Annotated in this window: 19 protein-coding genes; 7 read left to right on the top strand and 12 right to left on the bottom strand. The window is 73.0% G+C overall.

Annotation, left to right across the window (positions count from 1 at the left end; genetic code table 11):
- The first annotated feature begins 34 nt into the window (after positions 1-34).
- On the top strand, positions 35-505 hold the full coding sequence (locus OF850_RS09610; RefSeq protein ID WP_301589828.1) for a DUF1003 domain-containing protein: 471 nt from the start codon (positions 35-37) through the stop codon (positions 503-505).
- Here the strand turns inward: OF850_RS09610 and OF850_RS09605 are convergent, their stop codons facing one another.
- Both OF850_RS09605 and OF850_RS09600 read right to left on the bottom strand, forming a co-directional pair.
- Complete coding sequence (locus tag OF850_RS09605; protein ID WP_301589827.1) at positions 506-895, bottom strand: YkvA family protein; 390 nt, start codon at positions 893-895, stop codon at positions 506-508.
- Entirely contained in the window at positions 892-2,700 is a 1,809-nt protein-coding gene (locus OF850_RS09600) for an ABC-F family ATP-binding cassette domain-containing protein (RefSeq protein WP_301589826.1), read from the bottom strand. The genes OF850_RS09605 and OF850_RS09600 overlap by 4 nt, the downstream gene beginning before the upstream one ends.
- A 95-nt stretch (positions 2,701-2,795) precedes the next feature.
- Between OF850_RS09600 and OF850_RS09595 the strand changes: the two genes are divergently transcribed.
- Positions 2,796-3,533: an SDR family NAD(P)-dependent oxidoreductase gene (locus OF850_RS09595; RefSeq protein WP_301589825.1), complete on the top strand. Its 738-nt coding sequence runs from the start codon at positions 2,796-2,798 to the stop codon at positions 3,531-3,533.
- On the opposite strand, the gene OF850_RS09590 is transcribed toward OF850_RS09595, so the two are convergent.
- A complete protein-coding gene (locus OF850_RS09590; protein ID WP_301589824.1) occupies positions 3,487-4,293 on the bottom strand; it encodes an SDR family NAD(P)-dependent oxidoreductase in 807 nt (268 codons plus the stop codon). The two genes, OF850_RS09595 and OF850_RS09590, sit on opposite strands and share 47 nt — an antisense overlap.
- A 90-nt stretch (positions 4,294-4,383) precedes the next feature.
- On the opposite strand from OF850_RS09590, the gene OF850_RS09585 reads away from it, so the two are divergent.
- Genes OF850_RS09585 through OF850_RS09565 form a run of 5 tightly spaced genes read left to right on the top strand, consistent with a single transcriptional unit; the run spans position 4,384 to position 9,194 of the window.
- Complete coding sequence (locus tag OF850_RS09585; RefSeq protein WP_301589823.1) at positions 4,384-4,776, top strand: hypothetical protein; 393 nt, start codon at positions 4,384-4,386, stop codon at positions 4,774-4,776.
- 8 nt (positions 4,777-4,784) lie between these two features.
- A complete protein-coding gene (locus OF850_RS09580; RefSeq protein ID WP_301589822.1) occupies positions 4,785-5,588 on the top strand; it encodes an ABC transporter permease in 804 nt (267 codons plus the stop codon).
- A gap of 3 nt (positions 5,589-5,591) precedes the next feature.
- Entirely contained in the window at positions 5,592-6,239 is a 648-nt protein-coding gene (locus OF850_RS09575) for an ABC transporter ATP-binding protein (RefSeq protein ID WP_301589821.1), read from the top strand.
- Positions 6,196-7,437 (top strand): capsule biosynthesis protein, encoded by a 1,242-nt coding sequence (locus OF850_RS09570; RefSeq protein WP_301589820.1) that lies wholly within the window; start codon positions 6,196-6,198, stop codon positions 7,435-7,437. The genes OF850_RS09575 and OF850_RS09570 overlap by 44 nt, the downstream gene beginning before the upstream one ends.
- Positions 7,438-7,463: 26 nt before the next feature.
- Positions 7,464-9,194 (top strand): polysaccharide biosynthesis/export family protein, encoded by a 1,731-nt coding sequence (locus OF850_RS09565; RefSeq protein WP_301589819.1) that lies wholly within the window; start codon positions 7,464-7,466, stop codon positions 9,192-9,194.
- A gap of 19 nt (positions 9,195-9,213) precedes the next feature.
- Here the strand turns inward: OF850_RS09565 and OF850_RS09560 are convergent, their stop codons facing one another.
- From OF850_RS09560 to OF850_RS09520, 9 genes are all read right to left on the bottom strand, one after another.
- Positions 9,214-10,542, bottom strand: coding sequence for an aldehyde dehydrogenase family protein (locus tag OF850_RS09560; protein WP_301589818.1), 1,329 nt, complete (start codon positions 10,540-10,542; stop codon positions 9,214-9,216).
- Positions 10,539-11,747 (bottom strand): hydroxysqualene dehydroxylase, encoded by a 1,209-nt coding sequence (locus OF850_RS09555; protein WP_301589817.1) that lies wholly within the window; start codon positions 11,745-11,747, stop codon positions 10,539-10,541. The genes OF850_RS09560 and OF850_RS09555 overlap by 4 nt, the downstream gene beginning before the upstream one ends.
- Positions 11,744-13,354: a squalene/phytoene synthase family protein gene (locus tag OF850_RS09550; RefSeq protein ID WP_301589816.1), complete on the bottom strand. Its 1,611-nt coding sequence runs from the start codon at positions 13,352-13,354 to the stop codon at positions 11,744-11,746. The genes OF850_RS09555 and OF850_RS09550 overlap by 4 nt, the downstream gene beginning before the upstream one ends.
- Entirely contained in the window at positions 13,351-14,448 is a 1,098-nt protein-coding gene (locus OF850_RS09545) for a glycosyltransferase (protein ID WP_301589815.1), read from the bottom strand. Before OF850_RS09545 ends, OF850_RS09550 begins: the two co-directional genes overlap by 4 nt.
- Positions 14,448-15,257, bottom strand: a complete 810-nt coding sequence (locus tag OF850_RS09540) for a lysophospholipid acyltransferase family protein (protein ID WP_301589814.1) — start codon at positions 15,255-15,257, stop codon at positions 14,448-14,450. The genes OF850_RS09545 and OF850_RS09540 overlap by 1 nt, the downstream gene beginning before the upstream one ends.
- Positions 15,254-16,837, bottom strand: coding sequence for a phytoene desaturase family protein (locus OF850_RS09535; RefSeq protein WP_301589813.1), 1,584 nt, complete (start codon positions 16,835-16,837; stop codon positions 15,254-15,256). Before OF850_RS09535 ends, OF850_RS09540 begins: the two co-directional genes overlap by 4 nt.
- A gap of 10 nt (positions 16,838-16,847) precedes the next feature.
- On the bottom strand, positions 16,848-18,407 hold the full coding sequence (crtI, locus tag OF850_RS09530) for a phytoene desaturase family protein (protein WP_301589812.1): 1,560 nt from the start codon (positions 18,405-18,407) through the stop codon (positions 16,848-16,850).
- A 77-nt stretch (positions 18,408-18,484) separates the two neighbouring features.
- Positions 18,485-20,065 (bottom strand): acyl-CoA dehydrogenase family protein, encoded by a 1,581-nt coding sequence (locus OF850_RS09525; protein WP_301589811.1) that lies wholly within the window; start codon positions 20,063-20,065, stop codon positions 18,485-18,487.
- The gene (locus OF850_RS09520) at positions 20,062-21,165 is read right to left on the bottom strand and encodes an NAD(P)/FAD-dependent oxidoreductase (protein WP_301589810.1); all 1,104 of its coding nucleotides are present in this window, start codon (positions 21,163-21,165) and stop codon (positions 20,062-20,064) included. Before OF850_RS09520 ends, OF850_RS09525 begins: the two co-directional genes overlap by 4 nt.
- Positions 21,166-21,167 lie beyond the last annotated feature (2 nt).

Raw genomic sequence — 21,167 nt, 5'->3', positions numbered from 1 at the left:
GTAGCCTCCGGTTATTCCGGCCCCGGAGCCTTGCATGACCGCCCCCGCCCATCCCGACGACACGGCCCGGCTGCACGCCCTGCGCCGCGCTCGCCCCGCCCACCGGCCGCATCCGGCCATGGGCTGGGGCGACCGCGTGGCCGACCGCGTCACCGGGCTCGTCGGCTCCTGGCGCTTCATCATCGCGCAGAGCGTGATCCTGGTGCTGTGGATCGTAGCCAACATCCTCGCCTGGAACCGGGCCTGGGACCCCTACCCCTTCATCCTGCTCAACCTCGTCCTGTCCTTCCAGGCCGCCTACACGGCGCCCATCATCATGATGAGCCAGAACCGGCAGGCCGAGATCGACCGCGAGCACGCGCATCACGACTACGCGGTGAACGTGAAGGCGGAGCTGGAGATCGAGGCGCTGCACGCCAAGGTGGACGCGCTGCGGGAGGTGGAGATGCTGCGCCTCATCAAGCTGGTGGAGACGCTGCTGGAGGAACGGCGCGGCCCGGGCTGATCAGCGCCCCACCAGCGCCCAGCCCACGAGCACCAGCAGCGCCAGCCCCGCCGCCACCCAGGGCCAGAGCGGGGAGGGCGGCGGCTGCGCCGCCTCGCCCGGGCGCGACACGACCGGGCGCCCACCGCGATGCGCGATCACCTGCTCCATCACCGGCGCCGGCACCATCTTCGCCGCCAGGCCGAGCAGCAGCGGCACCATGACCAGATCATCCAGCCAGCCGGCGAAGGGCACAACGTCGGGCAGAAGGTCGATCGGCCACACGGCATAGGCGGCGGCCAGCACCGCCACCGCCTTGGCGCGGATCGGCGTGCGCGGGTCGCGCAGCGCCGTCCACAGCACCGCCAGCAGCCCGGGCAAGCGCCGCAGCCGGAGGAGGAGGCCGATCACCCCTCCAGCTCCTCGCGCAGCATCTCCAGGCGCAGCCATTCTTCCTCGGCCGCGGCCAGCGACGCCTCGCGCTCCGCAAGGCCCTTGGTGCGCGTCTCGAACCCCTTGGGGTCGCGGGCATAAAGCCCCGGATCGGACAGCCATTCGCGCAAGAGTGCGATCTCCTTGCCCAGCCGCTCCATCGTGGCCGGCAAGGTCTCCAACGCGTGACGGTCCTTGAAGCTGAGCTTGGGGCGCGAAGGGGCGGGGGCGGGCGCAGCGGCCGGCTTTGCGGCGGGTGCGGCCGCACGCGGCGCCCTGGCCGCCTCCACCCCCGCGCCGCGCTGCGCCAAGAGGTCGGAATAGCCGCCCGCGTATTCCACCCACCGCCCTTCGCCTTCTGCGAAGATCACCGAGGTGCAGACGCGGTCCAGGAAGTCGCGGTCATGGCTCACCACCAGCACCGTGCCGCCGTAATCGGCCAGCATCTCCTCCAGCAGGTCCAGGGTTTCCAGGTCGAGGTCGTTGGTCGGCTCGTCCAGCACCAGCAGGTTGGAGGGCGCGGCCAGCGCGCGGGCCAGCAGCAGCCGCCCGCGCTCCCCGCCCGAAAGCTTGCCGACCGGAGTGCGCGCCTGCTCCGGCCCGAACAGGAAGTCGCCCATGTAGCCGATGACGTGGCGCGGCTGGTTGTTCACCCAGACTTGGTCGCCGCGCCCCTCGGTCAGCGTGTCCGCCAGCGTCACATTGGGGTCGAGCGCGGCGCGCATCTGGTCCAGCGTCGCCATGAGGAGGTTCGTGCCGAGCCGCACCGAACCGGAATCGGGCGGCAGCGCGCCGGTCAGCATCCGCAGCAGCGTGGTCTTGCCCGCGCCGTTGCGCCCCACCAGACCGACGCGGTCGCCCTTCAGGATGCGCGTGGAAAAGTCGCGCACCACCGGCGCGCCGCCGAAGGATTTCGTGATGCCTTCCGCCGCGGCCACCAGCGCGCCGGAGGGCGCAGCCTCCGCCGCCTCCAGCTTCACCGTGCCCTGCGGCTTCACGCGGTCCCGCCGCGCCTGGCGCAGCGCGTGCAGCTCGCCGACGCGGCGCATGTTGCGCTTGCGCCGGGCGGACACGCCGTGGCGCAGCCAGTGCTCCTCCCGCGCGATCTGCCGGCCGAGCTTGTGCGCCGCCTGCTCCTCCTCGGCCAGCACCGTCTCGCGCCATTCCTCGAAGGCGGAGAAGGGGCGATCGAGACGCCGTGTCGCGCCGCGATCCAGCCACAGCGTCGCGCGCGACAGCCGGCCCAGGAAGCGCCGGTCGTGCGAGATCAGCACCAGCGCGCCGCGCATCGCGGCCAGCTCCTCCTCCAGCCATTCGATGGCCGGCAGGTCGAGGTGGTTGGTCGGCTCGTCCAGCAGGAGGATGTCCGGTTCCGGCGCCAGGGCGCGGGCCAGCGCCGCCCGCCGCGCCTCGCCGCCCGACAGCCGCGCGGGGTCCTCCTCTCCGGAAAGGCCGAGCGCCTCCAGCAGGTGCCGGGCGCGGTACGGGTCGTCGGCGGGGCCGAGCCCGGCCAGGGCGTAATCCAGCACCGTCGCGTGGCCCGACAGGTCCGGCTCCTGCGGCAGGTAGCGCATGGTGGTGCCGGGCTGGACGAAGCGCGTGCCGCTTTCCGCCTCCAACTCGCCCGCCGCGATGCGCAGGAGGGTGGACTTGCCGCTGCCGTTGCGCCCCACCAGCGCCAGCCGCTCCCCGGGCGTGACGGCGAGGGAGGCGCCTTCCAGCAGCGGCTTGCCGCCCAGGGTGAAGCGGATGCTGTCGAGGAGAAGAACGGGGGGCGCGGCCATGGGCCGCGATTGGGGCGCGGGGCCGTGCCCGTCAAGGCTTGCGCGCCGCGCCGCCCCGGCCTTCCATCGCCGGAAACGCAGAGGGACAGGACAGCATGTTCGACTTCAACGGCAAGCGCGTCGTGGTGTGTGGCGGCTCCAAGGGAATCGGCCGCTCGGTCGCGCTGGGCTTTGCCCAGGCCGGCGCCGCGGTTTCCATCTGCGCCCGCGGCGCCGAGGCGCTCGAGCGCACCCGTGCCGAGCTGGGCGCGAACGCCCACGCCGCCTCCTGCGACCTGTCGGATGGCGAGGCGGTGCGCCGCTACGTTGCCGAGGCGGAAGGGGCGCTGGGCGGCATCGACGTGCTGGTGAACAACGCCTCCGGCTTCGGCGCGGCGGACACGGAGGAAGGCTGGGCGGCCAGCCTGAACGTGGACGTGCTGGCCACCTTCCGCGCCAGCCGGGCGGCGCTGCCGGCGCTGAAGGCCTCGCGCGGCTCCATCGTCAACTTGTCCTCCATCTCCGGCTTCGGCCCGTCGCTGCGGACGCCGGCCTATGCGGCGGTGAAGGCGCTGCTGATCAACTACACCCAGTCCCAGGCGGCGATGTTCGCCCCGGATGGCATCCGGGTGAACGGCGTCGCCCCCGGCTCCATCGAGTTCCCGGGCGGTTCCTGGGAGAAGCGCAAGTCGGAGGACCCGGCGCTGTACGGCCGCATCCTCAAATCCATCCCCTTCGGCCGCCTCGGCACGCCGGAGGAAGTGGCCAACGTGGTGCTGTTCCTGTCCTCGCCGCTCGCCTCCTGGGTCACGGGGCACACGGTGGTGGTGGATGGGGGGCAGCTTCTGGGGTGATGGTGAAGCGGTGCAGCCGCGCCGCCCGGTCGGCGAGCGGCGCGGGCAGCAGCGGCAGCAGGCGAAGCAGCCACCCCAGCGCGGCGGGCACCGCAACGCGCCCGCGCCCACGCTCGGCGGCCCGCCAGATGCGGCGGGCCATCGCCTCAGCACTGATCTCGCCGGGGTGGGGCCCGGCATAGCGCGCGCTCATCGCGCTGCGGAAGAAGCCGGGCGCGGCCACCGTCACCCCCACCCCCTCGGGCGCCAGCTTCGCCCGCAGCGCCTCGCCCCAGGCCCAGAGCCCGGCTTTGCTGGCGCAATAGGCCGGGCTGTCCGGCAGGCCCAGGAACCCGGCGACGGAGCCCACCAGCACCACCCGCCCGGCCCGGCGCGCGATGAGGCGGGGCAGCAGCGGCGCCACCGTGTTCATCGCGCCCCCGAGGTTCACAGCCACCGTCCGCGCCGCCAGTTCCGGCCCCTCCAGCCCGCCCTCTGGCGGCGTGCCCGAGGAAATCCCGGCCGCCGCGACCAGATGGGTGAAGGGTTGCGCCCCATCCCAGGCGAGGAGGCGTTCCGCCATCGCTGCCGCGTCGCGCACGTCCAGAGGCGCGGTCTCCACCGCCGCACCGCGCGCCCGGCATTCCGCCGCCACTGCCTCCAGCGACGCCGCATCCCGCGCGACGAGGCGCAGCACCATCCCCGGCGCCGCGACGTGCCGCGCCAGCGCCGCGCCCAACCCGCGCGAGGCGCCGGTGATCAGCACGCATCCTGCCGCCATCTCCGGACTCCTCCGCGAATTGTTGATCGGGCTCAGCCCGTATAGGTTGAAGAGGAGGGCCGCCGAAGCCCGCCTACCCCGGGAAGGTTGATGATGGTGCTGCGCCGGTTCTTGCTTCTACCCCTCTTGCTGGGCGTGTCCGCCTGTTCGTCGCTCCCCAGCTTCTCCGACGTGTCGGCCGCCTTCCAGCCCGATCCGGGCCGCACCCTCTCCGCCGCGCCGCTGCCCCTGCCGGCCGCCTCCGCGGCCTCGTCGGCCAGCGACCCGGTCGCCGCCTTCGCTGCCTCCGCGGCACCCGGCCAGTCGGGCGCCGCAGGGGGCCAGCCGGCGCGCCTCGCCCGGGTCTTCCACGCGGCGAGCGGGCGGCAGTGCCGCGAGGTGATCCTGGGCGCGGGCTTCAACGAGCGTGCGCAGATCGTCTGCCAGGACCCGGACGGCGCCTTCCGCAGCGCCCGGCCGCTCCTGCAGGGCGCGCCGCGCTGAGCCTCGCCATGCGCCCGGGCCCCATCCTTCCCGAGCCCAGCCTGTCCCGCTCCCTGCGCGTGCAGTTCAACGTGCTGGGCGCGCTGATCATGCGGGAGATGCATGCGCGCTTCGGGCGGGAAAATCTCGGCTATGTCTGGCTCTTCGTGGAGCCGATGATCCTGGCCGGCTGCGTCGCCACGCTGCACCACATCGCGGGGCACGGGCTGCCAGGCGGGCTCGCGCCCTTCCCCTTCTACGTGCTGTCCTACACGCCCTACTACCTGCTGCGCTCCATCGTGACGCGCGCCTCCACGGCGCTAGAGGCGAATGCGCCGCTCTTCTACCATGCGCGGGTTCGGCTGCATGACGTCCTGATGGCGCGCACCATACTGGAATGCGCCGCCGTGCTGGTGGCGCTGTCCATCTTCCTGACGGGCGTCGGCATCGTCACCGGCAACTGGCCGCGCGACCCGCTGGGCATCGCGATGGGCCTCGTCCTGATGGCGCTGCTGATGCACGGCATCGCGCTGCTCGTCGCCTCGCTGGGGGTGCTGGGGGCCCACAACGTGGACCGCATCGTGCACCCCGCCACCTACCTGTCCCTGCCGGCCTCGGGCGCCTTCTTCATGGTCTGGTGGTTCCCGGCCGAGATGCAGCAGATGATCCTCTGGATCCCCACCGTCCACATCTACGAGTTCGTGCGCCATTCCTATTACGGCGACGTGGTGCCCTTCCACTACGACCTCCTCTATCTCGGCGCCTGGATCCTGGTCACCAACACGCTCGGCCTCGTCGCCCTGCGCGCGGCGCGCCCGCATCTCGAGACGTGAGCCATGCTGCGCCTGGACGGAGTCTGGAAAAGCTACCGGGTGCGGGGGCGCGACAAGGAGGTGCTGCGCGGGGTGGACGCGACGGTGCGGAAGGGCGATGCCATCGGCATCCTCGGCCGCAACGGCGCCGGCAAGTCCACGCTGATGCGCCTCATCGCCGGCGTCGAGCATCCCAATGCGGGCCGCATCCATCGGGAGATGAGCATCTCCTGGCCGCTGGGCTATGGCGGGGCGCTGCACAGCAACCTGTCCGGGGCGGACAATGTGCGCTTCGTGGCGCGCATCTACGGTCGCCCGGTGGACTGGACGCTCGGCTTCTGCGAGGAGTTCGCCGAACTCGGCGAGCACATGCGCATGCCGGTCCGCACCTACTCCTCGGGCATGCAGTCGCGCCTGGCGCTGGCGCTGTCGCTCGCGGTGGATTTCGACTGCTACCTGGTGGACGAGATGGTGGCGGCGGGCGATGCCCGCTTCGCCGGGCGCGGGCGGGAGGAGCTGATGGCCCGCCGCGGCCGCGCCGCCCTCATCCTCGTTTCCCATTCGGAGGAGTTGGTGAGGAATTTCTGCACCAGCGCCGCCGTGCTGCAAGACGGGAAGCTGCACTTCCATGAAGATCTGGACCAGGCTTTCGCCGCCTATCGCGCCCTCTGAGAGGGTCATCGGCGCGCCTCCGCCCACGCTGCGGCGCGAGGCGCCGCCGCCCGCCGCCGCGTCGATCCAGATCGGCCGGCTGCCGCCGCAGCCCCGGCCGCGGCGCGGGATCTTCGGACCCGTGCGGCGCTTTCCCTTCACCTTCGCCGTCCTCCTGCCGACGCTGCTCGCGGCGCTCTACCTCTTCGCCGTGGCGGCGCCGCAATACATCAGCGAGTCGCGCATCACCCTGCGCGGTCAGCAGCGCAGCGCCTCCTCCCTGCTCGGCGAGGCGCTGAACCAGGCCGGGTTCCGCGCCGCGACGGAAGATGCGACGGCGCTGCGCGACTTCCTCCTGTCGCACGACGCCGTGCGCCTCCTGCGCGAAAGGCTCGACCTCGTTTCCGTCTTCCGCCGCCCCGAGGCCGACCCGCTGGCGCGGCTGTGGTGGGAGGAGCCGGAGGCGGAGCGCCTGCTTTGGTATTTCCGCCGCCAGGTGAAGGCGGAGATCGACCAGAACAGCGGCGTCACCACGCTGCAGGTCCGCTCCTTCCGCCCGGCGGACAGCCTGGAGGTGTCGCGCCTCCTGCTTTCCCTCGGCGAGGACCGGGTGAACGAGATGAACCGCCGCCTGCTCGACGATTCCGTGCGCGCCGCGCGGCTCGAGCTGGAGCGGGCGGAGGAGCGCGCGAAGGACACAGGCGCCGCGCTGACCGCCTTCCGCCAGCGGGAACAGTCGCTCGACCCGTCGCGCTCCATCGCCATCAACGTGGAGGCGCTGGGACGGCTGGAGGGCGAGGTGACGCGGCTGCGCACGGAACTGCAGCAGGCCCAGTCCTTCGCCCGCCCCAACGCGCCGCAGATCCAGAGCCTGCGCAGCCGCATCCAGGGGGCGGAGCAGCAGCTGGCGGAGGAGCGGACCCGCCTTGCCGCCGCCGGCACCGGCCTGACGGAACAATTGGCCGCCTATGAGCGGCTGCGACTGGAAGGGGAGTTCGCGGCCCGCGCCCTCGCCTCCGCGACGATGCAGCTGGAGCGCGCGATGGTGGATGCGCAGCGCCAGCAGCTTTTCCTGGTGCGGGTGGTGGAGCCGAACCTCGCCGAGCGTTCGCTCTTCCCGCGCCCCTTCCTCGGCACGCTCTACGTGTTCGGGGGGCTTTCGCTGCTTTATGGTCTGGGCTGGTTGCTGGTCGCCGGGGTGAAGGAACACGCCGCGTGACCCGGGGGATTTCAATGAAGCATTTCGTGACGCGCGCCACGCTGGCCGCCCTGGCCGGGCTCGCGCTCGCCGGCGGGGCGGCGGCGCAGAACCTGCTGCCGCTGCTGACGCCGCAGCAGGCCCAGCAGCTGCAGCAATTTCAGCAAGGGCAGGCATTGCTCGGCCAGCCGCCCGGCGCCCCCAGCGTTGCCCGCGCCGGCCAGACCACCGAGGCCGAGGCCGGTGTCACGGCCGCCCCGGCCCTGGGCGAGGCGCCGCGCAACTCGGGCGGCCCCACCGCCGTGTTCGGCGCGGGCATCTTCACGCGCGAGGCGACGGCCGCCTCCGACGCGCCCAACCCCAACTACATCGTCCAGCCCGGGGACCGCGTTTCCGTACGCGTCTGGGGCGCGGTGGACGCGGAAGGCATCATGCCCGTGGATTCCGCGGGCAACATCTTCCTTCCCAATATCGGCCCCGTGCGCCTCGTCGGTACCCGCGCCGGCGACGTGCAGCGCGTGGTGGAGGGGGAGGTCCGCCGCATCTACACCCAGCAGGTGCAGGTCTATGCGGTGCTGCTGTCCACGCAGCGCATCGGCGTCTTCGTCACCGGCTTCGTCCGCACGCCCGGCCGCTTCGGCGGCTCGGCCGCGGATTCCGTGATCGACTTCCTCCAGCGCGCGGGCGGGGTGGACCCGACGCGCGGCTCCTTCCGCGACATCTCCATCATGCGCGGCGGGCGCAGCATCGCCAACGTCGATCTCTACCGCTTCCTGCTCGAGGGGCGCCTGCCGACGGTGCGGCTGCAGGAGGGCGACACGCTGCTGGTGGGCCGCCAGCGCGCCCTGGTCGGCGCGGACGGCGCAGTGCGCAACAACTTCCTGTTCGAAGTGCCGGGCCGCACCATGTCGGGGCGCGAGCTGGTCGACTATGCGCGCCCGCTGCCCTCGGCCACCAACGCCATCATCACCGGCAACCGCGACGGGCGCCCCTTCTCGCGCTACGCCACGCTGGCGGAGCTGTCCTCCATCCCGCTCTCGGACCAGGACGTGGTGACCTTCATCACCGACCGCCCGGCCCAGACCGTGCGCGTCACCGTGGAAGGCAGCCGCATCGGCCCCTCCGTGCTGGTGGCGGACCGCAGCATCACGCTGTGCCAGGCGCTGGACCACATCGCGGTGGATCCGGGCCTGGCCGACACCAACAGCATCTACCTGCTGCGGCCGCGCGTCGCACAGCAGCAGCGCCGCTCGATGGAGGAGGCGATCGAGCGGCTGGAGCGGCAGCTCTTCACCGCCGTTTCCGCCACCACCGGCGTCGCCAACATCCGCTCGCAGGAGGCGAATCTGGTCGCCTCCTACCTTCAGCGCGCGCGCCGCACCCAGCCCGAGGGGCGGGTGGTGGTGTTCGATTCCAATGGCCGCTGCTCCCCGGTCCGCTTGGAGAACGAGGACGTGATCGTGATTCCCGAGCGTTCCTCCACCGTGCTGGTTTCCGGCGAGGTGACGGCGCCGCGCGCCGTGGTGTGGAACCGGGACATGAGCATCAACGGCTATGTCGAGCAGGCGGGCGGCTACACGCAGCGCGGATCCTCCCGCAACCTGATGATCCGCCGCGCCTCCGGCGAGCTGGTGCTGGACCCGCGCGAAGGGCCGCGTCCGGGCGACGAGCTGATTGCCCTGCCGCGCCTGGATCCCAAGCTGTTCCAGATCGCCACGGATTTTGCGCAGCTGGTCTTCCAGGCCGCCTTCGCGGCGCGGACCGTGCAGAACTGGTGAGGCCCACAGGCGCGGCGGCCTAGGGCTTCAGCCCCACCAGCCGCCGCGCCAGCTTGCGCGCGAAGTCGCCGCGCGGCGGATCCAGCAGCCGCGCAAGGGCGAAGCGCCCGTGCCGCACCCGAGCGCGCGGGTTCGAGAACTCGCGGAACCCCGCCTCGCCGCCGCGACGCCCGAAGCCCGAGGCGCCGACCCCGCCAAAGGGCAAGCCGGGCATGGCCGCATGCTCCATGGCGCGGCCCACCACCAGCGCGCCAGACTTGGTGCCGGCCGCCACCGCTTCCTCCTCCGCCCGTGTCGCGCCGAACAGCGCGATGGCGAGCGGATGCCCCCGCGCGGCGATCCAGCGCAGCGCGGCACCGAGGTCGGCGCATTCCTCCACCGCCAGGACGGGGCCGAAGATCTCCTCCGCCGCCAGCGCGCCGCGCGCGGGGGCGAGGCGCAGCGGCGTCGGCCCATCGCCGAGCGCTTCCGTCGCGCCGCCTGCGATGCGATCCAGCCTCCCCGCCTGCACCGGGTTGATCACCGCCGTTTCCGCCGCGCCGATGCCGGTCGCGCGGCAGGCGGCGTGGAACTCCGCCGCGCGATGGCTCACCAGCAGCACCGTGTCCGGCGCGATGCAGGTCTGGCCCGCATTCACCGCCTTGGCCGCCAGGATGGCCCGCGCCGCCTTGCGCAGATCGGCGCCCGGCAGCACCAGGGCGGGGCACTTGCCGCCCAGTTCCAGCGTCAGGGGCGTGAGGTTCTCGGCCGCCGCCGCCATCACGCGCCGTCCCGTTTCCGTGCCGCCGGTGAAGACCAGATGGTCCCAGGGCTGCGCGGCGAAATCGCGCGCCACCTCGACGCCGCCCTGCACCACAAGCGCCAGACGCGGCCCCCATGCCTCGGCCACGATCTCCTCCAGCAGCGCGGCGACGCGCGGCGTGGCCTCGGAGGGCTTGAGGCAGACGCGGTTCCCTGCCGCCAGGGCTTCCAGCGCCGGCACCAGGGCCAGCTGCAGCGGGTAGTTCCAGGGCGCCATCACCCCCACCACGCCCTTGGGCACGTGCTCCACCCAGGCGCGCGAAGGCAGGAAGGGAAGGGGGACGGAAACGCGGCGCGGCCTGGCCCAACGATGCAGGCGGCGCGCGGCGTAGCGCGCGGCTTCCGCCACCACCAGCACGTCGGCCAGCAGCGTGTCCTCCGCCGCGCGCCCGCCGAAATCCGCATCGACGGCCGCCACCACCTCCTCCGCACGGCGCAGCACGACCGCGCGCAGCTTTTCCAGCGCGGCGCGGCGGGCGGCGAGATCCGGCGCGCCCTCCTGCGCCTCCGCCGCGCGCAGCGCCGCCAGCGCTTCGGCCGGCGTCACCGCAGCGCCTCCGCCGCGGCGAGGCCTGACAGGGTCGCGGCCTCGATGGTCGCGGGCAGGCCGGGCCAGGTCCAGTCGCCGGCCAGGACGAGATTTGCGAGGGGGCGGCGCGGCGGCTTGGGAATGGCGCCGGGCCCGTGGCGCGGCGTGGCGCGACGCTCCTTCACCACGCGGCAGGGGGGCGTTTCCTCCGGCCATTCGCCGGGCAGGGCAAAGGCGGCGGCGGCCTCACGGATCTCCGCCCAGGCGCGGGGGGCCAGCGTGTCCACTTCCTCGCGCGCCTCGGCATCGCCGGCGCTGACGGTGACGGACACGCCCTCGGGCCGCACCAGCACCCATTGGCACAGCGCGCCCACCATCCCGACGAAGCGCACCGGCCCCGGCCCGGTGTGGGCGAAGTGCAAGTTCACGATCGGCGCGTGGCGCTCGGGCACCGGGACATGGGTGAGCAGGCGCACCGCCTCCCAGGGCGGCACGGACAGCACCACCTTGTCCTCCGCGCCCAGCGCCACCGTGCCGGAATGCAGGTGCAGCGACGTGACGCGCCCGCCCGCGCGGTCCAGCTTCCGCAACCGGTCCTCGGTCACGACCATGCCGCCCAGGCGCCGGATCGCCGCCAGGGCCGGCTCCACCAGGTCAGGTCCCAGCCCGCGCCGCGCGACGAGGAGGCGCGTCGCCCCCGGGGTGCCCAGGCGCCGCAGCACCTGGGCCAGGCGTCGCGTCCCGGCCTCGCCGACCGGGGTGTTGAGCGCCGCGACGGTGAGCGGGTCCACGAAGCCGCGCAGGAAATCCGGGTGGCGCGCCATGGCCGCGGCCACGGTACGGTCGCGCCCCGGCAGGGCCATCGCCATCATGGTCGCCACCGCCCAGGCCGAAACCCCGGCCGGGCGCCGGTCGCGTCGCCACCAGCCGAAGGGCGACAGGGAAACGAGGCGCCGCGACCCGTCCGCGCGGTCCAGCACCGGCAGCCCGTCCGGCTCCGGCTCGATCCAGCTTTCCCGCGCGCCGATCTCGTGGAGGAAGCGCAGCGCGGCGCGGTTGGCGCCGATCAGCGCGTGGGTGCCGTTGTCCGTGCCATCGGGCAGGGCACGCGCCCGCCCGCCCGCGCCGGGCGAGCCCTCGTGCAGCGTGACTGGGCGCCCGGCCTTCAGCAGCGCGTGCGCGGCGACCAGGCCGGCGACGCCGCCGCCGACGACATGGATCATCGCCCCGTCACCGCGAAGGCGGCCATGCGCAGCTTCTCCGCGCCCGACAGCCGGGCGCGCACCCGTGCGCCCGCCCAGCCGCGCTCCCGCATCCGGTCGAGGAGGCGGCGATACCCCCACATCATCACCCGCGCCGGGCGCAGCGCCGCCGCGTCGTGTCGCGCCAGCTCCGCCTCGGCCACGGCGAAGCCCTGCACGGCGCGCTCGGACAGCGCCTCGCAGATCGCGGGAAAGGCGGGGTGGGCAACGATCTCGCGCGCCGGGCCGTCCGGGATGCCCGCCGCTTGCAGCAGGGAGAGCGGGATGTAGACACGCTCGCGCAGCGCATCCTCGTCCACATCGCGCAGGATGTTCGTGAGCTGGAAGGTGTGGCCCAGCGCCAGCCCCCATTGCTCGGCCTCGGGTGCGCCGAAGATGCGCACGCTCATCGCGCCGACCGAGCCGGCGACACGGCGGCAGTAGAGGTCCAGCGCCGCCTCGTCCGGCAGGCGCAGCCGGTCGGCGGCATCCGTCTCCATGCCCGCCACCATCGCCTCGCACTCCGTGCGCGGAATCGCGAAGGCGCCGCAGGCCCAGGCCAGTTCGCGCGACAGGGCGCAATCCGGCCGGTCCAGCTTGGCGCGCCACGCGAGCAGGAGGCGGCGCTTCTCCGCCTCCGGCATGGCGCCGTCGGCGATGTCGTCCACCTCGCGGCAGAAGGCATAGACGGCCCAAAGGGCGCGGCGCCGCTCGCCCTTCAGGACGGACATGCCGCGCGCGAAGGAGGAGCCGGCGCGCCGCACCCGCGCCGCCACCAGCGCGGCGTCGGAGGGCGGCGCCGTCAGCAGCGCCTTGGCGAAATCCGCCTTGCCCAGCGCCACCCGCCCGGCCACCGGATCCGCGGCGCGCAGCTTGGCCAGCAGGCGCCGCGCGCAGGCCATGGTCATGGCGGATTGCCAGGCGAGGCGCCGGTTGCGGCACAGCCGGGGCAGGGCGGCGGCGCGGTCCAGCGCGGCCTCCACCCGGTCCAGCGCCGCGTCCAGCACGGCGCGGCGCGGCGCGGCATTGGCGGGGTCGAAAAAGGAATCCTCGCCACCGGCCAGGGCGAGCCAGTCCTGCGGGATGTAAACGCGGCCAATCTCCCTCCGGTCCTCCGCCGCGTCCTGGAGGTGGTTCAGGATCTGCAGCGCGGTGCACAGCCCGTCCGCCGCCGCCTCGCCCTCCGGCGTCGCGTCGCCGTGCAGGCGCAGCAGCATCCGCCCGACCGGGTCGGCGGAGCGGGTGCAGTAATCCTCCAGCGACGCCCAGTCCGGGTAGCGCGCCATCGTGGAATCCTGGCGGAAGGCGGAGAGCATGCGCCGCGCCTCCTCCGTACCGACCGCCAGCCGGTGCATCGCCGCCCCTTCGGGCAGATCGGTCGCCGGGTCGTCGAGGGCCGCCTCCATCGCGTCCAGGCGGCGCAGCTTCTCCTCGGGCGCGAGTTCGGCGCTGTCGGCGATGTCGTCCGCCATGCGGACGAAGCGGTAGAAGGCCATGACCCGCGCCCGCGCCTCGGGCGCGAGAAGCAGCGAGGCGGTGGGGAAGTTCTCGGTGTCGTGGGTGCGGTTGGGCGCGCCGGGGGCCTTCATGCCGTCCTTGTGGCGGGATATGCGCGGCCTTTCCAGCCCGCCTTGATCCCCAGCGCCGAGCGCAGCAGCGCCGCCCACTGGATCGCCAGGGCGACCAGCACCGTCAGCGGGTGCAGCGGCACGGTCCACCACGGCTCGCCGGTGCGGATCGTCACCGCGGCGCGCAGGGCGAACATCAGGACGATGGTCAGCAGCGCCTCCGCATCCGGCAGCAGCGCCCAGGGCCAGAGATGGGCACCGGCCAGCAGCACGGTCCAGATCGGCAGGCCGATCGGCGTCGCCATCCCTTCGCGCGCATTCTTGATGAAGCCGTCCCAGGACGGGCCGAACCCGTCATACATGCGGCAGGTGGCGAGCGGCGCGCCGTCCACGATCTCCGTGTCGTGGCCGCGGCTGCGGAACAGCCGGGCCAGGGCGATGCCGTCATGCAGCACCCCCTTGATGGCGCCATGCCCGCCGATCGCCTCATAGGCGCGCCGCTCCACCAGGATGAGCTGCCCGCAGGCGGCGGCGAGGCCCGGCTGACGGCTGGTCGCCCGCCCGCCGAAGGGCAGGTAGCAGATCAGCAGGAAATTGATGAAGGGCACGGTCAGCGCTTCACCGAGCGAGCCGATGATCTGGCGCGGCACGCCCGAGACCATTGCGATGCGCTTCGCCGCCGCGTGCGCGGCCATGGCGCAGGCGGCGTGGGGGGCGAGGCGCACGTCGGCGTCGATGAACAGCAGGTGCGTTCCCCCTGCCGCCTCGGCCAGCCGGGCGCAGGCATGCACCTTGCCGGTCCAGCCCGGCGGCAGAGACGGGGCCTCGACCAGGCGAACCCGCGCGTCGCGCGCGGCGTAGCCGGACACGATCGCGGCGGTGTCGTCGGTGGAGCCGTCATCCATCACCACCACCTCCACCGCGCAGCCGGTGGAGGCGAGGGCGGCATCGAGGCAGGCGGCGATGTTGGCCGCCTCGTTGCGCGCCGGGATCAGGATGGACACCAGCGTCCCCTCCGGCGCCGCGCCGCGCGGCCGCGCCATGCGGAGCAGGTTCACCGTGCCGAACACCACCGGCATCAGGGCCAGGGCCAAGGCGATGTGCGCGTATTCCATCAGCTTTCCCTCGGTGCGTCGGTGTCGTGTCGCGGGTCGAACGCCTCGCCGCGCAGGCGGGCGCGCAGGCGCTGCCACAGCCCGTAGATGCCGCCCATGCCTTCCTGCGCCTCGGTCAATGCGCGAAAGCGCGCAGGGTCGCGGCCGATCGCATCCTCGGCCAGCCGGTCCATCGCCGCTTCCAGCGCCGCGCGCATCCGCTCCGCCCGCGCCGCGCGGTCGAGCGCCAGGAGTTCGCTGGCGGGGATGGGCGGACCGAAGGCGGCCAGCGCCTCCGCCGCGCGCTCGCCCCAGAACGGGTATTCCAGGGCAAGGGGCAGGAACACCGCGCCGGGCGCGATCTCGGGCAGGTGGGACAGGCCGGGGGCGATGGGCACGGGGCGTTCCCGCGCGTCGCTGAAACGGCCGGGGGCGTTCATCCACAGCATGTGGGAGGGGTGGGCCAGCACGGTCCGCGCGGTGCGCAGGAAGGCGGCGGCGCCGCGGGCGCTGTTCCGCTCGATACCGAACACGCCGATGCGCCGCATGAAGCCGTAGCGGGCCAAGGCCGCCGCATCCATCGGCACGAAGCCCTGGCGGCCGGGAAACAGGCGCCGCGCCAGCAGCAGGAAGGAGACGCCATCCCACCAGGAGGGATGGTTGGCGAAGATCACCAGCGGCACGCCCTCCGGCGCCTCCGGCATGCCCCAGCGCGCCACACGCAGGGCGCGCATCCGGCGCGCGAAGAAGCGCGAGAAGGCGCGGTCGAAGAAGCGGACGAAGCGCTCGTCCCGCAGGGCAACCGGATCGTCGCCCCGCTTCGCGCTCACCCCACCGCCTCCGCCTCGCGCCGGCCGGCCTCGCGCGCCTTCTCGCTCATGCCGCGCCCGCCGAGATCGGCGTCCAGGCTGTCGGCGGCGATCCAGCCGCTCATCATCACCATGGGCATGCCCGGCCCCGGATGCGCCGCCCCGCCGGCCAGGTAGAGACCCTTCACCTGCTTGGACCGGTTGCCTGGCTTGAAGGCGCCCAGGAAGGAGCCATGGCTGGCGAGGCCGTAGATCGCCCCGTTCAGCACGCGGTAGCGCTCGTGGATGTCCACCGGCGTCAGGCGCCGCTCGACCACGATGCGCTCCTCGATGTCGCCCAGGCCGGCGGTGCGCTTCAGCTTGTCCAGGATGACCTGCCGGTAGCCGGGAAAGAGCTTGTCCCAGTCATGGTGCGGCCGCAGGTGCGGCGTGTGCACCAGCACGTAGAGCGCCTCGCCGCCCGGCGGCGCCGAGTTCGGATCGGTGGTCGCGGTGGCGGCAAGATAGGCGGTCGGGTCCGGCGCCGGCTCGCCCCGCTTGTAGATGCTGTCGAACTCCTCCTCCGCATCGCGGGAGAAGACGAAGCAGTGATGCGCCAGGTGCTCGTAGCGGCGGTTCAGCCCGAGATACAGCACGACGCCGGAGCAGGCGGGTTCGAACCCCTTCTTGCCGTAGGTCTCGCCCGGCGCCCCACCCACGAGTTCCGTGTAGGTGCGGATCGCATCCATGTTGGAGATCACGGCGTCGCAGGCGATGCGCTCGCCGCTCGCGGTGTGGACCGCGACGGCCTTGCCGTTTTCCACCTCGATGCGCGTGGCGTCGGTGGAGGGACGGAGATCGGCGCCCAGCTCGCCCGCCAGCTTCGCCAAGCCTTCGGCCACGGCGCGGGTGCCGCCCACCGGGTACCACACACCCTCGCTCGCCTGCATGTCGCCGATGGAGGCGAGGACGGCGGGGGCGAGATAGGGGTTGGAGCCGACATACTGGCAGAAATGGTCGAGCATCTGCGCCAGCCGTTCATCCGGCACGTGCCCGCGGATCACCTTGGCGACGGTCTGGCCCATCCGCAGCGCCAGCACGTCCTTCAGCGTGTCGGCGCGCATGTTGGCGCGCATGTTCAGCGTGTCGCCGATGCCTTCGACCGACTTCCAGAAGAAGAACTTCTCCGACACGCCATGGAGGTGGCGGGACACGCGCTGGAACTTGCGGTAGCCGTCGCCCGCGCCGCTGCCGGGGGCGAAGCGGTCCATCTCCGCCGCCATCGCCTCGACGTTCTCGCGCAGGTCGATCCAGGTGCCATCGTCGAAGAAGCAGCGCCATTGCGGGTCGAGGCGGATGAGCGGCAGCTCCTTCGCCTGGTCGCGCCCCGCCTCGGCGAAGATGCGGCGCAGCACGCGCGGCACGGTGAGGATGGTCGGCCCCATGTCGAAGCGGAAGGCGCCCGAGCCATCCGGCGCGTCGAGGGAAAGCTGCGCCGCCTTGCCGCCCAGCCAGGGATTCTTGTCCAGCAGGGTGACGCGGTGGCCGCGCGCGGCGGCCGTGCAGGCGGCGGCGAGGCCGCCGAGGCCGGCGCCGATCACGACGACGTGGGAAGAGGTCATGGCGTGGTCCTCACTGCGCGGCAAAGCTCGGCTCGACCGTCACGGGAATCCGCAGGTCCTGCTGCACCAGCTTCGCGGTGATGCGCGCGCCCTCGTAGATCACCGGCAGGCCGGAGCCCGGATGCGTGCCCCCGCCGACGAGGTAGAGGCGCTCGGTGTCGTTGAAGCGGTTGCGCGGGCGGAAGGAGAGCATCTGCAGCAGGTCGTGCGACAGGTTGAAGGTGGCGCCGTAGCCCACGGCGAAGTCGTCGTGCCAGCCCTGCGGCGTCACCATGCGCTCGTACCGGATGCGGCTTTCGATGTCGTGCAGCCCCAGCGCCTTCAGCCGGTCCAGCGCCGCCTGCCGGAAGCGCGGCGCCTCGCTTTCCCAGTCGAGGCCGGAGCGGAGATTGGGCACGGGCACCAGCACGTAGAGCGAGGAATGGCCCGGCGGCGCCATGGAAGCGTCGCTGGCGACGGGGTTCTGCACATAGGTCGAGGGCTCGTTCGGCAGCACGCCGGCCTCGATCTGCGCGATGTTGCGCTGGTATTCGCGGCTGAGCAGGATCGTGTGGTGTGCGAGTTCCGGAAAGCGCCCCTCCACGCCCAGATAGAGCATGAAGGTGGAGCAGGAGTAGCGCGCGCGCTCGATCTTGCGGTCGTTCCAATCGCGCCGCAGCGCGTCGGGGATCAGGCGCGGCACGGCATGGGCGAAGTCGGCGTTCAGCACCACCGCATCGGCCTCGATGTGCTGACCCGCCGCTTCCACCCCCGTGGCGCGGCGCCCGGTGAAGGACACGCGGTCCACCGGCGTGTTCAGCCGGATCTCCACGCCGAGGCGCTCCGCCACGCGCGCCATCGCCTCGCTCACCGCGCCGCAGCCGCCGCGCGGATGGAACACGCCGAACTCGTATTCCAGGAAGCTCAGGATGGTGAACATGGACGGGCAGCGGAAGGGCGACATGCCCAGGTATTTGGTCTGGAACGAGAAGGCGAGGCGGATGCGCGGGTCGCGGAAGTAGCGGCGCAGATCGCCATCCACCATCTTGTGCGGGCGCAGGTGCTTGAGGGAGCGCAGCATGTCCGCCCCCATCATCGCCCGCGCCGCCAGGAAGGGGCGCTCCAGCGCCGGGCGGAAGGCGGCCAGCTTCTCGCGGTTGTCGCGCATGAAGCGCCGCACCCCGGCGGCGTCGCCCGGCGCGATGGCGCGGATCGCCGCCTCCATCCGGTCCATGTCAGGGGTGGCGTCCAGCACCGCGTTGCCTCCATCCCCCTCGAAGACCAGGCGGTATTGCGGGTCGAGGCGGATCATCTCCACCTCCTCCTCCAGGTCGGCGCCGCAGGAGGCGAAGATTTCCTGGAGGATGCGCGGGTAGAGGAAGAAGGTCGGCCCCAGGTCGAAGCGGTAGCCGCCCGGGGATTCCAGCGTGCGGGTGCGGCCACCGACCACGGCGTCCTTCTCCAGCAGGGTGACGCGCGCCCCGCCGGCGGCCAGCTGCATGGCGGCGGCCAGGCCACCCGGCCCCGCTCCGACCACGACGACATGAGGTCGCTGCCGTCGCAGCGCGGGGGCGGGGAGAGGTGCGTTCATGCCTGGTCTTGCGGTCGTGGTCCCTGGTGTAAATGCGGGCAGGGCGGAAGGCTGCAAGGGCGCGGAAGGTTTTTCCGTCACACGAGCAGCGCCAGCACCGCCTCGGGCGCAGCCGCCTCCTCGCACCGCGCCAGGGCCCGGGGGAGGAGCCGCGCCATGGCGAAATCCGCGAGCGGCGCGTAGCGCGCATCCAGCGCCGCCGCGCGGGCCAGGCGCGCCGAGCCCAGCACCCAGCCCGCCGCCTCCAGATAGGCGGCGGCGGAGGCAGACGCCTCTTCGGGCGAAGCGGTGCACATGCGCGAGGTCGCCCGCTCCAGCTCCCCGGCGGCGGGGACGAGGCGCGCATCCGCTTCCCGCGCCTCCGCGATCAGCTCGCGCATCCCTGCCCCCTGGTCGCGTCCCAGCTTGCGGGAAACGAGGTCGAGGGCCTGGATGCCGTTGGTGCCCTCGTAGATCGGGGCGATGCGGCTGTCGCGCAGCACCTGCGCCGCGCCCATCTCCTCGATGAAGCCCATGCCGCCATGCACCTGCACGCCGAGATTCGCGGCCTCGACCCCTCGGTCGGTGCACCAAGCCTTCACGATGGGCGTCAGCAGGGCGAGGCGCTGCTCGTCCCCCCGGTCGGCGCAGACCGCCGCCTCCAGCGCCAGGAAGCGGCCCATCAGCGTGGTGGCGCGCATCTCGGCCAGCATCCGCGCCACGTCGGGGTGGCGCGCGATGGGGCGCCCGCCCTGCTCGCGCCCCGCCGCATAGGCCTCCGCCAGCTCCAGCGCCCGCGCCCCGGCGGCCACGCCTTCGATGCCGACCTGGAGCCGGGCGTTGTTCATCATGGCGAACATGGCGGGGAGGCCGCGATGCGCCTCCCCGATCATCTCGCCGACCGCGCCCTCGAAATACATGGTGCAGGTGGGAGAGGCGTGGATGCCCAGCTTGTGCTCGATGCCGCCGCAGCGCACCGGGTTGCGCGATCCGTCGGGCAGGATCTTCGGGCAGGCGAAGAGCGAGATGCCGCGTGAGCCAGGCGACGCGTCGGGCAGCCGCGCCAGCACGAGGTGGAGCGTGTTTTCCGCGAGGTCGTTCTCGCCATAGGTGATGAAGATCTTCTGCCCGTGCAGCGCGTAGCGCCCGTCGCCCAGCGGCTCCGCCCGCGTGCGGATGGCGCCGAGATCGGAGCCCGCCTGCGGCTCCGTCAGGTTCATCGTGCCGTTCCAGGCGCCGCTGACCAGGGGCGGCAGGAGGCGCGAAGCCTGCTCCTCCGAGGCGAAGCGCTCCAGGCACTCGACCGCGCCGGCGGTCAGCGTGGGGCAGAGCGAGAAGGCCATGTCCGCCGTCGCCAGCAATTCCTTCAAGGCGGCCCAAAGGGCGAAGGGCAGTTCCTGCCCGCCATGCGCCGCGCCGGCGCAGAGCGACTGCCAGCCCCCCTCGCGCCATGCCGAATAGGCCGCGCGATAGGCGGGCGGGCATTGCACCGCCCCGTCGCGGAAGGTGGCGCCTTGCCGGTCCGCCTCCAGGCGGTGCGGCGCCACCACCTCGCGGCAGAAGCGCGCGATCTCCTCCACCAGCGCCCCCACCTCCTCCGGCGCCAGCTCGCCCGGCACGGGGCATAGGCGCGTGAGGGCGAAGGCGATGTCCTCCGTCTGGGTCGTGGGGCTGCTCATGCGGCGACGCTCTCCCTTCCGGCGGCCCAGCGCGACAGCGCCGCCGTCTCCTCCCGCCCCGCCAGGGTGGCGGCGAGGCGCAGCCCCAGCACGGGGCCGAACTTGAATCCGTGGCCCGAGAAGCCGCACATGACAAAGGCGCGGCGGCCCAGGGGTTCCAGGATGAACGCCTCGCGCGGCTCCACGTCATAGAAGCAGACCGCCTCGCCCTCCCGCGCCCAGTCCTCGATGCCGTGCACCCGGCGCGCGGCGAGGGACAGGATGCGCTCCACCTCGCGCCGGTCCGGCGTGCGGTCGGGGTCGTCCGGGTCGCCTTGCAGCGAGAAGGAATGGTCGCCGATCTTCAGCGGCGTCCCGGCCACGGGCGGGACGAGGTAGAACCCGCCCGCTGGCGACAGGTCGAGGATCATGGGCATGCGCGACCACCCCGCATCGGGCGGGCGCAGCCGCACGATCACCTGCGCCGAGGGCGTCACCCGGCCGCGCAGGGCGGGCAGCAGGCGGGAGGCCCACGGGCCCGCCGCCACCACCAGCGCGTCGGCGGCAAGCCGCGTCCCGTCCTCCAGGGTCAGCGCCTCGCCCACCTCCCGCACGCGGGCTTGGCGGAAGGCGACGCCGTTCGCGCGCAGATGCGCCGCGAAGGCGGCGACGATGCGCTGCGCCAGCAGCACGCCTCCCGCCTCCATGTGGAAGGCGTCGGCGATGCCGGCGCCGCGCAGCAGCGGGAAGCGCGCCTCCACCGAGCCGGCCGCGAGGTCCTGCACCGCATGCCCGGCCTCGCGCAGCGCGGCTCGGCTGTCGCGCAGCCAGTCGCCGCCGCCCTCGTCCAGCGCCAGCACGCCGGTCGGCACGTGCAGCACCGTGCCCAGGTCGCGCCACAGCGCGTCCCACGCCTCGTAGGCCTCGTCCACCATCCGCATATAGCCGCGCTGCGCGCCATAGGCGTGGCGGATCAGGCGGTGGTCGTCCACGGAGGAGCCGCGCGGATTGGGCACCGCATCCTGCTCCACCACCGAAACGGCAAAGCCCTCGCGATGGAGGCCCCATGCGGCGGAAAGCCCCATGATGCCGGCGCCGAGGACGAGGGCGGTTCGTGTCATGC

The organism is Sabulicella glaciei, from assembly GCF_026183895.1.
Classification (GTDB): Bacteria; Pseudomonadota; Alphaproteobacteria; order Acetobacterales; family Acetobacteraceae; genus Roseococcus; species Roseococcus glaciei.
Note: the sequence above shows the minus strand (reverse complement) of the source record. Positions and strands in the feature narration are given on the sequence as shown.